This is a genomic window from Limnohabitans sp. 2KL-17 (assembly GCF_003063415.1).
Classification (GTDB): Bacteria; Pseudomonadota; Gammaproteobacteria; order Burkholderiales; family Burkholderiaceae_C; genus Limnohabitans_A.
Genome location: NZ_NESK01000002.1, coordinates 141,364 through 156,357, shown reverse-complemented (window position 1 = coordinate 156,357; position 14,994 = coordinate 141,364). Strand labels below are relative to the sequence as shown.

The following is a 14,994-nucleotide window of genomic DNA, read 5'->3' as shown; positions in this document are numbered from 1 at the left end:
GGCTTACAAGTGGGCCAAGGCGAACAAAAAACGAAGGGAATATCAGAATGCGAAAGGAAAATCAAAAAAATCAAAACCATGCGGGGCGAAATTGCGCTCGCGAATGGGGTATTTCAGCAGCCTGTTAAACACCTGTCCCAAATTCGGGGTCCACTTCAAACTGCACTGCCGTGAGGTCAGGATAGTTGTCGTTAAGCAGCCGGGCGCAACAACTCTGAATTTGCCCGGTATGGCTCGGTGGGCTACACGCTGGAGAAGAAAAAGGCGGTGATTGAGCGGTTAGTGGTTTGAACAGTGGGTTGGGCTCCTTGCGGCGGAGCCAAACGACTTTCGCTGCTTGTTAAATTGCGCACGGCGCTTTACCATTAGCTACTTTTGTAGCGAAGGAGTTGCGCCATGGGTATGCCAGTCAGAATTGACAACCTGCTTTATGAACAAGCGAAAAATGAAGCCAAAGCAGAACACCGCACCATTGCTGGCCAAATAGAATTTTGGGCCAGTGTGGGTCGGGCTGCAATCGACAATCCCGAGCTGCCTGTTGAGTTTGTTGTCCAGGTATTGGGTTCGATGAAAGAGCCCCGCAGCGATGCGACGCCATTTCTGCCTCGTAGCCGCGCATGAGCTACGAAGCGGTCCAGACCCGCAGGTTCGCGCGCCAATACAAAAAGCTGCACGACAACGTTGCAGCAGATGTAGATGCAGCAGTCGGTGCTGTGACGAATTCCCCAACAAGCGGCGACAAGAAAAAGGGTGACTTGGCTGCGTTGTACGTGTACAAGTTCCGAAGTCAAGGACAACTGTATTTGCTTGGGTACACGATTGGCGAGGAACTCAAGTTGGTTTACCTCGAAGCAGTGGGGCCACATGAAAATTTTTGTCGCGATTTAAAATAATCGAATTGGTTTTTACTGACCGAAATGCCAGTAAGAAGCTAAAAAATAGCCCCAGCAGCCATCCAGTTACAGATGGCTACCCAAACGCCACCACCTTTGGCGACTTCAGGCTGCCCGTCAGCGGGTCATGCCGTACACCCACAAACCCAGCCATTCATGCAGTGCCATCTGCCAGCGCAGCAGGCTGTGGGCCAGCGAATACTCGGTGAGCGGGGTTGACTCACCCGTGCGAAAGTCCACCGGGTAGGGCGTCAGCTTGCAACCCATTTTGTCAAATTCAGCCTCAAACTCGGCCATCGCACGTGGCATGTGCCAGGCCGAAGTCACCAACAACCAAGGCTGCTGGCACTTGCCGGCCAGCAGCTTGGCGACTTGTTGGGCGTTTTCTCGGGTGGTGCGTGAGCCGCCTTCCAGCTTCACACGGCCCATGTCCAGGCCCTGCTCTGTATAGAAAGCCTTGGCCAGCTCGGCCTCTGTCACGCCCGTAGCCAGCAAGCGCCCTTCCCCACCTGAAAAAACCAACGCCAGTTGGGGGTGCTGCCGCATCAAGCCCACCGGCACCGTCATGCGCTCAGCGGCTTCGCCCAAGGGCACTTGGCCATGAGCGGCAAAACTGTCCGGATGGCCCACCGCGCCACCGAGCACGATGATGCCGATATGGCGGTCGATGGCCTGGGCCGCAGGCACCGGGTAGCGGTTTTCCAGCGGGCGCAGCAAGGCATCTGGCACAGCCAAAAACCCGAGCAGCCCCAAAACCACCAGCCCAAACCACAGCATGGTCACCGCCGCCCTGCGCCAACGCACCAACATCCACAGGGCCATGGCCCACCAAAGGGCCAGCCAGAACATGGGCTGGGTGATGGCGGACAGCAGTTTTGAAAATATGAACATGGGATGGGTTTTGGTCTTTGCGAACCGTAGACGATAACCGCACTCAGCCTGGTGACCAAGCCACTTGAAGCTGCTGTGCAGGTCCACCCGAGCAACAAGCTCAGTTGAAAGATAAGCCCCGAAACGCAAAAAACCGCCAGGTGGTTAAACCTGGCGGCCTTTGTCGTTGCATATGGTGGAGCTGGGGGGATTTGAACCCCCGTCCATAAGCCTTTTTCGTACAGTTCTACATGTGTAGTCGTCTGATTTGAGTCTCGCCAAATGAACCGCGCAGCGACACGCTGAACACCCAGCCAGTACCCTTTTTTCTCACACCATCCCAAGGTACCCGGGGTAGTGCCAGCCCATATGTTTTACCTTGCAGCCTGGACTTTGGGTGCTTTAACACCCCCATCACCCTGACCCAGCCTATCGGCCAACTGTTGCAAGGCTCACCGGATTAAGCGGCGAGTGCGAAACGTTCGTCGTTTGCAGTTAGTTTTTTTCTGCTGTTTTACGAGGATCAGAACCTCGACATGCCCTGCCACGCGTCCGAACCCATGTCGAAACCAGTGCAGCCCCTGAGTGTCGTATTTTAGGCGCTCTGGAGGAATTTCAAGAGGTCTATCGGAGAATCAATGTGCAAATGGGCGTTCCAGCGCGAAATATCAGTCTGTTGGCCTAAATAACCGTAGGTGGCAGCGACTGTGCCCATGCCCGCGGCAAGGCCCGCCACGATGTCGCGTTCGTCATCGCCCACATAAACGCAGCGGGCAGGGTCGACCGACAGCCGGCGAGCCGCCTCGAACAGGGGTTCGGGATGGGGCTTGGCGTGCGGTGTGGTGTTGCCGCTGACCACGGCACCTGCGGTCGAAAACAGCGCCATGGCCGAAGTCAGTGGATCTGTGAAGCGGCTGGATTTGTTGGTGACCACGCCCCAGGGCAAGCCTCGGGCAACCAGGCTGGCGATCATGTCGGCTACGCCGTCAAAAACGCGGGTTCGCTCGGTCATGCAGTTTTCGTAGTTGACGAAAAACTCTTCTTTCATGGCGTCGAACTCGGGGTGTTCCGGCGTGAAACCAAAAGCAATGCCGATCATGCCGCGCGCGCCGGCACCGGCCATGTGGCGGTAGTGTTCTAGGGGGAAAGAAGACAGGCCCCGGTCGGTGCGCATTTTGTCTACGGCAGCGCCCAAGTCGGGGGCGCTGTCGATCAAGGTGCCGTCCAGGTCGAACAGAACGGCTTGTGTGTTTTTAAACATATGGGATTAATCTTTGCGACAGGCCAGCAAATAGTTCACGCTGGTGTCCTGGCTGAGCCAGTAGCGCTTGGTGAACGGGTTGTATTCCATGCCCTTGAAGCCCTGTGCGTCAAGGCCTGCGTCACGCGCCCAGGTGACCAGCTCACTGGGTTTAATCAGGCGGGCAAATTCGTGTGTGCCTTTGGGCAACAGGTTGAGAATGTATTCGGCACCCACAATCGCAAAGAGGAATGATTTGGGGTTGCGGTTGAGCGTGGAAAAGAACACCCAACCACCGGGCTTGACCAACTGAGCGCAGGCTTTCACAACAGAGGCCGGGTCGGGCACATGTTCCAGCATTTCCATGCAGGTGACCACATCGAATTGCGCGGGTTGCTCGGCGGCCAGTGCTTCGGCACTCACCTCGCGGTATTGCACGCCCGTTGTGCCCGCCTCCAAGGCATGCAACTGGGCCACCTTAAGGGATTTGGTGGCCAGGTCAATGCCCAAAACATCTGCCCCTTTGCGGGCCATGGCGTCTGAGAGGATGCCGCCGCCACAGCCAATGTCGACCACCTTCAGCCCGTTCAAGGGCACCAGGCCGTGTAGCCACTCAAGGCGAAGCGGGTTGATTTGGTGCAAAGGCCGAAATTCACTCTCCGGGTCCCACCAGCGATGGGCCAGATCAGAAAACTTGGCCAGTTCGGCCGGGTCGACGTTGGACGAGACGTTGGAAGGGGCGTTCGAAGTTGAGGCGTTCATAGGTTCGATTGTCGGTGAACACGCATGAACGCTGTGCGATGGCCAAAAAAAAGCCCCATTGCTGGGGCTTTTTTGGAGCGTTGTGAAACGATCAGTTAGGGCGTGTACCCACGACTTCGATTTCAACGCGGCGGTTCTTGGAACGGCCAGCAGAAGTTTTGTTGTCAGCAACTGGCTGCTTCTCGCCTTTGCCTTCGGTGTAAACACGGTTTTTCTCGATGCCTTTGGACACCAAGTAAGCCTTGACGGCATCAGCGCGCTTGACAGACAGTTTCTGGTTGTAAGCGTCAGCGCCAACGGCGTCGGTGTGACCCACAGCGATGATGACTTCCAGGTTGATGCCCTTGACTTTACCGACCAGGTCGTCCAGCTTGGCTTTGCCTTCTGCTTTCAGGACAGACTTGTCAAAGTCAAAGAATGCGTCAGCAGCGTAAGTCACTTTGGTGGCGGCTGCTGGTGGAAGTGCTGGAGCTGGAGCTGGAGCTGGAGCGGCAGCTTTGGGGGCTGGCGCTGGAGCGGCTTGAGGAGCTGGGGCTGGGGCAGCTTTAGGAGCAACAATGGCGCCGTCGCAACCGGCAGCAGCAGTAGCAGGCGTCCAGTTGGCACCACGCCAGCACAGGTCTTGAGTGCCGTTTTTCCAGACGAGGTCGCCAGAGCCATTGCGCCAGTTGTCAACAGATTGCGCGCCGGCGGCTGTTACGAGAGCTGCGGAGGCCAACAACATCGCCACTTTGTTGAATTTATTCATGTTCTTCCTCTTGAGGGATAAAGCCGCAGACACGCTGCGAAAAAAAATACGTTTCGGGTGACCGTCACCTGAACCGTTAACAAATATTGTGCCATAGACGGCGGGGTGATTCGTTAAATGGCTCACGTACACAGAATGCAGACCTCGAATGAATAACAAATGTTGCTTATGCGCGACAGCCGCTTGCACTTAAAATCAGCCATTTAATGCGCCCCTTACCACCTCCAAGTTTATGACCCAGTTCGCCAAAGAAACACTGCCCATCAGTTTGGAAGAAGAAATGCGGCGCAGCTACCTCGATTACGCGATGAGCGTGATCGTGGGCCGCGCCCTGCCGGATGCACGCGATGGCTTGAAGCCTGTGCATCGCCGGGTCTTGTTCGCCATGCATGAGCTGAACAACGATTGGAACCGCCCCTATAAAAAATCAGCCCGTATTGTGGGCGACGTGATCGGCAAATACCATCCGCACGGCGATCAGTCGGTGTACGACACCATCGTCCGCATGGCGCAAGATTTTTCGATGCGCCACATGCTGGTTGATGGCCAGGGCAACTTCGGTTCGGTCGATGGTGACAACGCGGCTGCGATGCGTTACACCGAGATCCGCTTGGCCAAGATCGCCCACGAAATGCTGGGCGACATCGACAAAGAAACCGTCGACTTCGGCCCCAACTACGACGGCTCTGAAAAAGAGCCCCTGGTGTTGCCATCACGCCTGCCCAACTTGCTCATCAACGGCTCAGGCGGTATCGCGGTCGGCATGGCCACCAACATCCCTCCGCACAACCTGAACGAGGTGGTGGACGCCAGCCTGCATTTGCTGCGCAACCCGGAAGCCACGATCGACGACTTGATGGAGATCGTTCCGGCACCTGACTTCCCGACAGGCGCCATCATTTACGGCATGACAGGTGTCAAGGACGGTTACCGCACAGGCCGTGGCCGCGTGGTGATGCGGGCCAAGTGCCATTTTGAGGACATCGACAAAGGTCAGCGCCAGTGCATCGTGGTGGATGAGTTGCCTTACCAGGTCAACAAAAAGACCCTGCAAGAACGCATGGCCGAGTTGGTGCACGAAAAGAAAATCGAGGACATCAGCCACATCCAGGATGAGTCTGACAAGTCGGGCATGCGCCTGGTGATCGAGCTCAAGCGTGGATCTGTGCCCGAGGTGGTGCTGAACAACCTGTACAAACAGACCCAGTTGCAAGACACCTTCGGCATGAACATGGTGGCCCTGATTGACGGGCAACCCAAGCTGTGCAACCTGAAAGATCTGGTCCAGGTCTTCTTGCAGCACCGCCGCGAAGTGGTCACACGCCGTACGGTATTCGAGCTGCGCAAGGCGCGTGACCGTGGCCATGTGCTGGAAGGCTTGGCTGTGGCCTTGGCCAACATCGATGATTTCATTGCCATCATCCGGAGCGCTCCTACGCCGCCAGTGGCCAAAGTGGAGTTGATGAACCGCAGTTGGGACAGCGCCATGGTGCGGACCATGCTGACGCGTGCCCGTGACGATGGCTCGGTTATCAACGCCGACGACTACCGCCCAGAAGGCCTGGAGCGCGAATACGGCTTGAGCAAAGAAGGCTTGTACCGCCTGTCCGATACACAAGCGCAAGAGATTTTGCAAATGCGCCTGCAACGCCTGACCGGGCTGGAGCAGGACAAAATCGTGGCCGAATACAAAGAGGTCATGTCTGAGATCGAGGACTTGTTGGACATTTTGTCCAAGCCTGAGCGTGTGTCGACCATCATTGGTGACGAGTTGGTCACAGTGCGCCAGGAATTTGGGCAAACCAAGGTCGGTGCCCGCCGCAGCGAGATCGAACACAGCGCACAAGATCTGTCGACCGAAGACCTGATCACGCCGACCGACATGGTGGTGACCTTGTCGCACAGTGGTTACATCAAGAGCCAACCCTTGAGCGAATACCGCTCACAAAAACGGGGTGGGCGTGGCAAGCAAGCCGCTGTGACCAAGGAAGACGACTGGATCGACCAACTCTTCATTGCCAACACACACGACTATTTGCTGTGTTTCTCGAACCGGGGTCGCCTTTACTGGCTCAAGGTTTGGGAAGTGCCTGCGGGCTCACGCGGCTCGCGCGGTCGCCCCATTGTCAACATGTTCCCGTTGCAAGAAGGCGAGAAAATCAACGTCGTCCTCGCCCTCACAGGCGAGATGCGAACTTTCCCTGCTGACCACTATGTGTTCATGGGCACCTCGATGGGCACGGTCAAAAAGACGTCGCTGGATGAATTCAGCAACCCGCGCAAAGGCGGCATCATTGCGGTCAATTTGGACGAAGGCGACTTTTTGATCGGTGCAGCCCTGACCGATGGCAAGCACGATGTGATGCTGTTCAGCGATGGTGGCAAGGCTGTTCGCTTTGATGAAAACGATGTGCGGCCTTTGGGACGCAGCGCTCGCGGTGTGCGCGGCATGATGATCGAGGAAAGCCAGAGCGTGATCGCCATGCTGGTGGCCGGAGACGAAACACAAAGCGTGTTGACCGCCACAGAAAACGGCTACGGCAAACGCACGTCAATCGTTGAATACACCCGACATGGCCGAGGCACCAAGGGCATGATCGCGATCCAGCAATCCGAGCGCAACGGCAAAGTCGTCGCAGCCACTCTGGTGCATGCCGATGACGAGATCATGCTGATCACCGACACCGGCGTTCTGGTGCGCACCCGCGTGTCTGAAATCCGCGAGTTGGGTCGTGCCACTCAAGGGGTGACTTTGATTGGCCTGGACGAAGGGGCCAAGCTCTCAGGCCTTCAACGCATTGTCGAAAACGATGCGAACATTGCCGATGGCGAGACGGGCAGCACCGATGGCGATGACACCCCGGATGACAGCGCAGCGCCTGCCGAATAAGTGATGGGGCGCGCTTTCAACTTCTCGGCAGGTCCTGCCGTCATGCCAGAGGCCGTGCTGCAGCAAGCTGCGGCCGAAATGCTGGACTGGCGCGATGCGCAAGGCCGCTCGTCCGGCATGAGCGTGATGGAGATGAGCCATCGCGGCAAAGAGTTCATCGGCATTTACGAGCAAGCCCACAATGACCTGCGCGAGTTGTTGGCGGTGCCACCCAACTTCAAGATCTTGTTCATGCAAGGCGGGGGCCTGGCCGAAAACGCCATCGTGCCTTTGAACCTGTCGCAAGGCGGGGCCATGGACTTTGTGCTGACCGGCAGCTGGAGCCAGAAATCGCAAAAGGAAGCCAGCAAATACGGCGCAGCCCGTGTCGCTGCATCGGCCCAGGCCGACGGCTTCACCACCCTCCCCTCACCGGCCACCTGGCAAATTGGCCCAGACAGCCGGTACGTGCACATCTGCAGCAACGAAACCATACACGGCATCGAATACCACGAACTGCCCGACCTGAAAGCGCTGGGTTGCAACGCCCCTTTGGTGGTGGACTTTTCCTCGCATGTCGCTTCGCGTTCTGTGGACTGGTCCCGCATTGGTCTGGCTTTTGGCGGTGCCCAAAAAAACCTCGGGCCGGCAGGTCTGACCTTGGTCATCGTGCGTGAAGACCTGATCGGCAAAGCCCACCCCCACTGCCCCAGCGCTTTTGACTACAAGCTGGTGACCGACAACGAGTCGATGTACAACACGCCGCCGACCTACAGCATCTACATCGCCGGTCTGGTGTTTCAATGGTTGAAAAAACAGGGTGGCATCGCGGCCATGGAGCAGCGCAACATCGCCAAAGCCCAGCTGCTGTACGACTTTCTGGACAATTCCAGCCTGTATGTGAACAAGGTGGCCAAGGACTGCCGCTCGCGCATGAACGTGCCCTTTTTTCTGCGCGACGAATCGCGCAACGAGGCATTTTTGGCAGGCGCCAAAGCCGCCAACTTGCTGCAGCTCAAAGGCCATAAATCCGTGGGTGGCATGCGCGCCAGCATTTACAACGCCATGCCGATCGAGGGCGTGCAGGCCTTGGTGGCCTACATGCGCGAGTTCGAAAAAACACAGGCCTGACGCTCACCACGTCACCCCCCCCTGAACAGGCCACTTGAAAGACGCGCAGCCATGAGCCAACACCCCATTCAGTCGGACGCCCTGGGCGCCTTGCGCGTTCAGATCGACACGCTGGACAAACAACTCCTGAGCCTGCTGAACCAGCGTGCCCATGTGGCCGAACAGGTGGGCGAAATCAAGCGCGCCGAAGGTTCACCGTTTTTTCGCCCGGACCGTGTGGCCCAGGTGATCGACAAGATCACGCAGGCTAACCCAGGCCCGCTCAAGAACGAACATGTCGCTTCCATCTGGCGCGAAATCATGTCGGCTTGCCTGGCGCTTGAGGCGCCGCAACGCGTGGCAGTGCTTGGCCCTCAGGGCACATTTTGTGAACAAGCCGCCATCGAGTTTTTTGGCAGTGCGGCCAACCTGATTTATTGCGCCAACTTCGACGAAGTGTTCCACGCCACCGCCGCCGGCACCGCCCAATATGGGGTGGTCGGCATGGAAAACTCCACCGAAGGCGTGGTCGCCCGCTCGCTCGATTTGTTTTTGCGTTCGCCCGTGCATGTCGTGGGCGAGGTCAGCCTGCAGGTGCGCTTCAATCTGCTGCGCCAGCTCAACTCGGATGCAGGCATTGAGGTCGTCATGGCCCATCCCCAAGCACTGGCGCAGTGCCAGGGCTGGCTGTCCAAGCACCTGCCGCATGTAGAGCGCCGCGCTGTATCGAGCAACGCCGAAGGCGCACGGCTGGCCGCGACCAACCCGGCCTGGGCGGCCCTGGCCAGCGAACGTGCAGCCAGCCAGTTTGGCCTGCACATCGTGCACCACGCCATCCAGGACGAGGCCTTCAACCGCACCCGCTTTGCCGTGATCGCCTTGCCGCAAACCCTGGCCACGCCCCCTGCATCCGGCAAAGATTGCACCAGCCTGGTGGTCTCGGTGCCCAATCGCCCTGGCGCTGTGCACGACTTGCTGGTACCCCTCAAGAACAACGGCGTGTCTATGACGCGCTTTGAGTCGCGCCCTGCCAAATCAGGCCAGTGGGAGTATTACTTCTACATCGACTTGCAAGGACACATCAGCCAGCCCCATGTGGCGGCTGCCCTGCAAGAGTTGCAGGGCTTGTGCGCTTTCTACAAGGTGCTGGGTTCTTACCCCGTTTCGGAATGACGCCCGAGCGTCCGACCGCGCCGCATTTCAAGCGCCTCGCCCTGATCGGCTGCGGCTTGATGGGTGGCTCGTTCGCCCTGGCCTTGCGCCAGGCGGGTCTGGTGCAACAGATCGCCGGCTTCAGCGCCTCTGAAAAAACCCGTCAACGCGCCCTTCAACTGGGCGTGATCGACCAGGCTTGCAACAGCGTGGCCGAAGCCGTGCAGGATGCCGACCTGGTGCTGTTGGCCGTGCCCGTAGGCGCCATGCACAGCAGCTTTGCCGCCATGCGAGATGTGCTTCAGCCCAATGCCTTGCTGATGGACGTGGGCTCCACCAAGTGCGATGTGATTGCCGCTGCGCAAGCCGCATTGGGCGAGCGCCTGTCCTGCTTTGTGCCAGCCCACCCGATTGCGGGCAAAGAAGTGGCGGGCATTGAACACGCCGAAAGCATGCTGTACCAAAACCGGCGCACCATCCTCACGCCACTGCCCAAAACCGGTATTCAGCGCCTGCAAGCTGCACACGGTGTCTGGAGCGCCATCGGCAGCCATGTCAGCACCATGACACCCGAAACACACGACGCCACTTTTGCCGCCGTCAGCCACCTGCCCCATGTGCTGGCTTTTGCAGCGGTCAATGCCTTGACCGCCCAAACCCAAGGTGCCGAATTTCTGGAAATGGCGGGCCCAGGCTTCAAGGATTTTTCTCGCATTGCGGCCAGCGATGCGGCGGTCTGGCGCGACATACTGAGTGCCAATCACGCCGAAGTGCTGTCTCAAATGTCGCACTTTCGCAAAGCCCTTGAGCAGTTTGAAAACGCCTTGAAGAACGGCGACACCCAAGCGCTTGAGCACCTGATTCAACAAGCCAGCGATGTGCGCGCCGCCTGGACGCTGCAAGCGGGCAACGCATGCAACCCCGTTTTCGAGACTTGAACCATGTTCGCCACAGCCTTTCTTGATATTCCCGCTTTGCAAGGCGCATCTGGCACCGTGACACTGCCCGGCTCCAAAAGCATTTCCAACCGCGTGTTGCTGCTGTCGGCCCTGTGCCAGGGCACGACCGTGGTGCACGACCTGCTGGACTCAGACGACACCCAGGTCATGTTGGCCGCCTTGCGGCAACTGGGCTGCGGTGTTCAGGTCGAGGGCACCACAGTCACCATCAAGGGCTTGGGTGGGCAGCTTTCTCACCAGAAGGCGATCACTTTCTTCATGGGCAACGCGGGCACGGCCATGCGCCCGCTGACCGCCGCGCTGTCGGTGCTGGGCGGCGACTTCACACTTCAAGGCGTGCCCCGCATGCACGAGCGGCCGATTGGCGATCTGGTCGACGCCCTGCGCGAACTGGGCTGTCGCATCGACTATCTGGGCAATGAGGGCTTTCCGCCGCTGCACATCGGCCAACCGAGCTTGAAGCTGGATGCGCCCATCCCCGTGCGCGGCGATGTGTCCAGCCAGTTCCTCACCGCCTTGTTGATGGCATTGCCTTTGGCCGCCCAAGACCGCAGCATCACCATCGAGGTGGTGGGCGAGTTGATCAGCAAACCTTATATCGAGATCACCCTGAACCTGCTGGCACGCTTCGGCATTGATGTGGAGCGCCAAGGCTGGGAGCGCTTCGTGATCCCGGCCGGCAGCCGCTACCAATCACCCGGCACGATCCACGTCGAGGCCGACGCTTCTTCGGCGAGTTATTTCATCGCACTGGGTGCCATCGCCCAGGGTGACGGCATTCGCGTGAATGGCGTGGGGGCCGATTCCATACAAGGCGATATCCGATTTGTCGAGGCGGCCGAGCGCATGGGCGCCCAAGTGACGAGTGGCCCCAATTGGCTCCAAATCAGCCGAGGTGCCTGGCCACTCAAAGGCATTGAACTGGACTGCAACCACATCCCCGATGCGGCCATGACCTTGGCCGTGATGGCGCTTTATGCCGACGGCCCCACCCTGCTGCGCAACATTGCCAGCTGGCGCGTGAAAGAAACCGACCGCATCGTGGCCATGGCCGCAGAGTGCCGCAAACTGGGTGCCACCGTCGAAGAAGGCCCCGACTGGCTGCGCATTCACCCTTTGCCCAATGGCCCGTTCACCCCCCCTGCAGCCCAGGGCCAATGGCAGGCCGCGAGCATCCACACCTACGACGACCACCGGGTGGCCATGTGCTTTTCACTGGCGGCTTTCAACGCGGCGAAGTTGCCTGTGCGCATCGAAGACCCCAAGTGCGTGGCCAAGACCTTTCCCGATTATTTTGAGGCGCTGTTTTCGGTGGCCACCGCCGAGGTCACGCAAATTCCCGTGATTTGTATCGATGGCCCCACCGCCTCTGGCAAAGGCACTTTGGCCAGCCGGGTGGCAGCGCAATTGGGCTATCACTACCTCGATTCGGGTGCGCTCTACCGCGTCACGGCCCATGCCGCTCTGCAAGCCGGACTGAGCCTTGAAGCGGCCGATGAGTCCCGCATTGCCGAATTGGCCCGCCAACTGCCCGTGCACTTTGAGGGTGAGCAGGTCTTGCTGGGCGGCGAGGATGTGACCGATGCGATCCGCAGCGAACATGGCGGCATGAACGCCTCGAAAGTGTCGGTTTTGCCCGCCGTGCGCGAGGCTTTGGTGCAACTTCAGCACAGCTTTCGCCGCCTGCCCGGTCTGCTGGCCGATGGCCGCGACATGGGCACGGTGATCTTTCCCAATTCGACCTTGAAGGTGTTTTTGACCGCCAGTGCCGCCCAAAGGGCTGAAAGACGGCATAAGCAGTTGATTTCTAAGGGTTTTTCGGCTAATATCAACAATCTTCGCGCTGATTTGGAAGCGCGTGACGCCAGGGACATGTCCCGAAGCGTTGCGCCTTTGAAACCCGCGCAAGATGCCTTGCAACTGGACAACTCGTCCTTGACCATCGAAGCCTCGGTGGAACAGGTGATGGTCTGGTGGCAAAGCCGGCAGGTTTTTGGTTGAAACACTGAAAACGGCCATCCCAGTCCGCCCTGTGCGGGCTGGATAGAGGTTCCACCTGGCTCTCTTCGTGCAGCTTGCACACTGGCCAGATGGATTTTTTAAACCAACCGCGGCTCACGCTGCACAACAACCGCCACAGTCAGCTCCTGGAAACGACGCATTCCGCGTTCGTCAGTCCTGTTTTTGTGGATGAGGAAATCACATGTCTGAATCTTTTGCCGCCCTATTTGAAGAATCCCTGACGCGCACGGAAATGCGCCCAGGTGAAGTCATCACCGCTGAAGTGGTTCGCATCGAACACAACTTCGTGGTGGTCAACGCCGGTCTCAAGTCCGAGTCGTATGTGCCCCTTGAAGAGTTCAAGAACGACCAGGGCGAAGTTGAAGTCCAGGTCGGCGACTTTGTCTCCGTGGCCATCGGCTCCATCGAAAACGGCTACGGCGACACCATCTTGTCCCGCGACACCGCCAAGCGTCTGGCTTCGTGGATGTCTCTGGAAAAAGCCCTGGAAACTGGCGAATTCGTCACCGGCGTGACCAGCGGCAAAGTCAAGGGTGGCCTGACCGTGCTGGTCAATGGCATCCGCGCCTTCCTGCCCGGCTCTTTGGTCGACACACGTCCCACCAAAGACCTGTCCCCCTACGAGAACAAGACCCTGGAATTCAAGGTCATCAAGCTCGACCGCAAGCGCAACAACGTCGTGCTGTCACGCCGCGCTGTGGTGGAAGCCTCCATGGGCGAAGAGCGCGCCAAACTGATGGAAACCCTGCGCGAAGGCTCCATCGTTCACGGTGTGGTCAAGAACATCACCGAATACGGTGCGTTCGTGGACTTGGGCGGCATCGATGGCTTGCTGCACATCACCGACATGGCCTGGCGCCGTGTCCGTCACCCTTCTGAAGTGGTCACGGCCGGTCAGGAAATCACTGCCAAGATTCTCAAGTTCGACACCGAGAAAAACCGTGTGTCCCTGGGTCTCAAGCAAATGGGCGACGACCCATGGATGGGCGTTAACCGCCGCTACCCACAAGGCACCCGCATGTTCGGCAAGATCACCAACATCGCCGACTACGGCGCATTTGTTGAGCTGGAGCCAGGCATCGAAGGTTTGGTGCACGTGTCCGAAATGGACTGGACCAACAAGAACGTTGCGCCTTCCAAGATCGTTGCTCTGGGTGACGAAGTCGAAGTCATGGTCCTCGAGATCGACGAAGACAAGCGCCGCATCAGCTTGGGCATGAAGCAGTGCCGCGCCAACCCATGGCAAGAGTTCGCTCAGAACACCAAGCGCGGTGACCGCGTGAAGGGCCCGATCAAGTCGATCACCGACTTCGGCGTCTTCGTGGGTCTGGCTGCCGGTATCGACGGCCTGGTTCACCTGTCCGACCTGTCCTGGAACGAAACCGGCGAAAACGCCGTGCGCGAGTTCAAGAAGGGCCAAGAAGTCGAGGCTTTGGTCTTGGCTGTGGACGTGGACCGTGAACGCATCAGCTTGGGCATCAAACAGCTCGACTCAGACCCCTTCACCACCTTCGTGTCGATCAACGACAAAGGCCAGACCGTCACCGGCAAGGTCAAGACTGTGGACGCCAAAGGTGCTGAAATCGATTTGGGCGAAGACATCATCGGCTACTTGCGTGTCAGCGAAATTTCGCGCGACCGCGTGGAAGATGCCAGCCATGTGCTGAAAGTCGGCGACGAAGTGACGGCCGTGGTGGTGAACGTGGATCGCAAGACCCGCAACATCCAGTTGTCCATCAAAGCCAAGGACGCCGTGGACCAACAAGAAGCCATGGCTTCCTTGTCACAGCAGTCTTCGCGTGAAAACGCTGGCACCACCAGCCTGGGCGCTTTGTTGCGTGCCAAGCTGGACAACAACTGATCTGACGGATCTGAAGACGCTTGCTGTCTGAAAAGCCTGCCCCTGTCATGGGGGCAGGCTTTTTTCACAATGGTGCCAGACACTTTCAAGCCGCAACAACAACGAGGTTGACACATGACCCGCTCCGATCTGGTGGAAGAACTCGCCGCCCGCTTTGCACAGCTGACCCACCGTGACGCCGAACTGGCCGTCAAGACCGTGCTGGACGCCATGAGTGATGCTCTGGTCAAAGGTCACCGCATCGAAATTCGTGGCTTTGGCAGCTTCTCCATCAACCGCCGTCCACCGCGCGTAGGCCGCAACCCGAGATCGGGTGAAAGCGTGCAAATTCCAGAAAAACGGGTGCCCCATTTCAAACCCGGCAAAGCCTTGCGCGAAGCCGTAGATGCCAGCGCAGCCAGCACAGTCAAGGTCAAAGCCAACGCCTGATTTGTTGTGCCCTTCACCCAGCAAAGTGCCCATTGCCCAGATCGGTGCATGAGGCCTTTTCTGACCGGATAAGCCCCCG

General features: G+C 58.5%; 13 protein-coding genes and 1 other RNA gene. 9 read left to right on the top strand and 5 right to left on the bottom strand.

Translation table 11 applies throughout. The features are described from left to right. Positions 1–396 precede the first annotated feature (396 nt). Positions 397–621 (top strand): ParD-like family protein, encoded by a 225-nt coding sequence (locus B9Z45_RS01740; protein ID WP_108405507.1) that lies wholly within the window; start codon positions 397–399, stop codon positions 619–621. Then, positions 618–893, top strand: coding sequence for a type II toxin-antitoxin system RelE/ParE family toxin (locus tag B9Z45_RS01735; protein WP_108405506.1), 276 nt, complete (start codon positions 618–620; stop codon positions 891–893). The genes B9Z45_RS01740 and B9Z45_RS01735 overlap by 4 nt, the downstream gene beginning before the upstream one ends. 117 nt (positions 894–1,010) lie before the next feature. On the opposite strand, the gene B9Z45_RS01730 is transcribed toward B9Z45_RS01735, so the two are convergent. From B9Z45_RS01730 to ompA, 5 genes are all read right to left on the bottom strand, one after another. Beyond that, positions 1,011–1,784, bottom strand: a complete 774-nt coding sequence (locus B9Z45_RS01730; RefSeq protein ID WP_146180857.1) for a YdcF family protein — start codon at positions 1,782–1,784, stop codon at positions 1,011–1,013. 173 nt (positions 1,785–1,957) lie between these two features. Beyond that, positions 1,958–2,345: a transfer-messenger RNA gene (gene ssrA / locus B9Z45_RS01725) on the bottom strand. A gap of 13 nt (positions 2,346–2,358) precedes the next feature. Further along, positions 2,359–3,024: an HAD-IA family hydrolase gene (locus tag B9Z45_RS01720; protein WP_108405504.1), complete on the bottom strand. Its 666-nt coding sequence runs from the start codon at positions 3,022–3,024 to the stop codon at positions 2,359–2,361. A gap of 6 nt (positions 3,025–3,030) precedes the next feature. After that, complete coding sequence (gene ubiG, locus B9Z45_RS01715; RefSeq protein ID WP_108405503.1) at positions 3,031–3,765, bottom strand: bifunctional 2-polyprenyl-6-hydroxyphenol methylase/3-demethylubiquinol 3-O-methyltransferase UbiG; 735 nt, start codon at positions 3,763–3,765, stop codon at positions 3,031–3,033. Positions 3,766–3,856: 91 nt separating this feature from the next. Continuing rightward, a complete protein-coding gene (gene ompA, locus B9Z45_RS01710) occupies positions 3,857–4,513 on the bottom strand; it encodes an outer membrane protein OmpA (protein ID WP_108405502.1) in 657 nt (218 codons plus the stop codon). Positions 4,514–4,745: 232 nt separating this feature from the next. On the opposite strand from ompA, the gene gyrA reads away from it, so the two are divergent. The 7 genes from gyrA (at position 4,746) to B9Z45_RS01675 (ending at position 14,915) form a co-directional block, all read left to right on the top strand. After that, a complete protein-coding gene (gyrA, locus tag B9Z45_RS01705; RefSeq protein WP_108405501.1) occupies positions 4,746–7,403 on the top strand; it encodes a DNA gyrase subunit A in 2,658 nt (885 codons plus the stop codon). A gap of 3 nt (positions 7,404–7,406) precedes the next feature. Then, complete coding sequence (gene serC / locus B9Z45_RS01700) at positions 7,407–8,513, top strand: 3-phosphoserine/phosphohydroxythreonine transaminase (protein WP_108405500.1); 1,107 nt, start codon at positions 7,407–7,409, stop codon at positions 8,511–8,513. Positions 8,514–8,564: 51 nt separating this feature from the next. Further along, entirely contained in the window at positions 8,565–9,665 is a 1,101-nt protein-coding gene (gene pheA / locus B9Z45_RS01695; RefSeq protein WP_108405499.1) for a prephenate dehydratase, read from the top strand. Continuing rightward, the gene (locus B9Z45_RS01690) at positions 9,662–10,582 is read left to right on the top strand and encodes a prephenate dehydrogenase/arogenate dehydrogenase family protein (protein WP_108405498.1); all 921 of its coding nucleotides are present in this window, start codon (positions 9,662–9,664) and stop codon (positions 10,580–10,582) included. Before pheA ends, B9Z45_RS01690 begins: the two co-directional genes overlap by 4 nt. A gap of 3 nt (positions 10,583–10,585) precedes the next feature. Continuing rightward, entirely contained in the window at positions 10,586–12,604 is a 2,019-nt protein-coding gene (locus B9Z45_RS01685; RefSeq protein ID WP_108405497.1) for a bifunctional 3-phosphoshikimate 1-carboxyvinyltransferase/cytidylate kinase, read from the top strand. A 202-nt stretch (positions 12,605–12,806) separates the two neighbouring features. Beyond that, positions 12,807–14,486, top strand: coding sequence for a 30S ribosomal protein S1 (gene rpsA, locus B9Z45_RS01680; protein WP_108405496.1), 1,680 nt, complete (start codon positions 12,807–12,809; stop codon positions 14,484–14,486). A gap of 114 nt (positions 14,487–14,600) precedes the next feature. Continuing rightward, entirely contained in the window at positions 14,601–14,915 is a 315-nt protein-coding gene (locus B9Z45_RS01675; protein WP_108405495.1) for an integration host factor subunit beta, read from the top strand. The last annotated feature ends 79 nt before the right edge of the window (positions 14,916–14,994 follow it).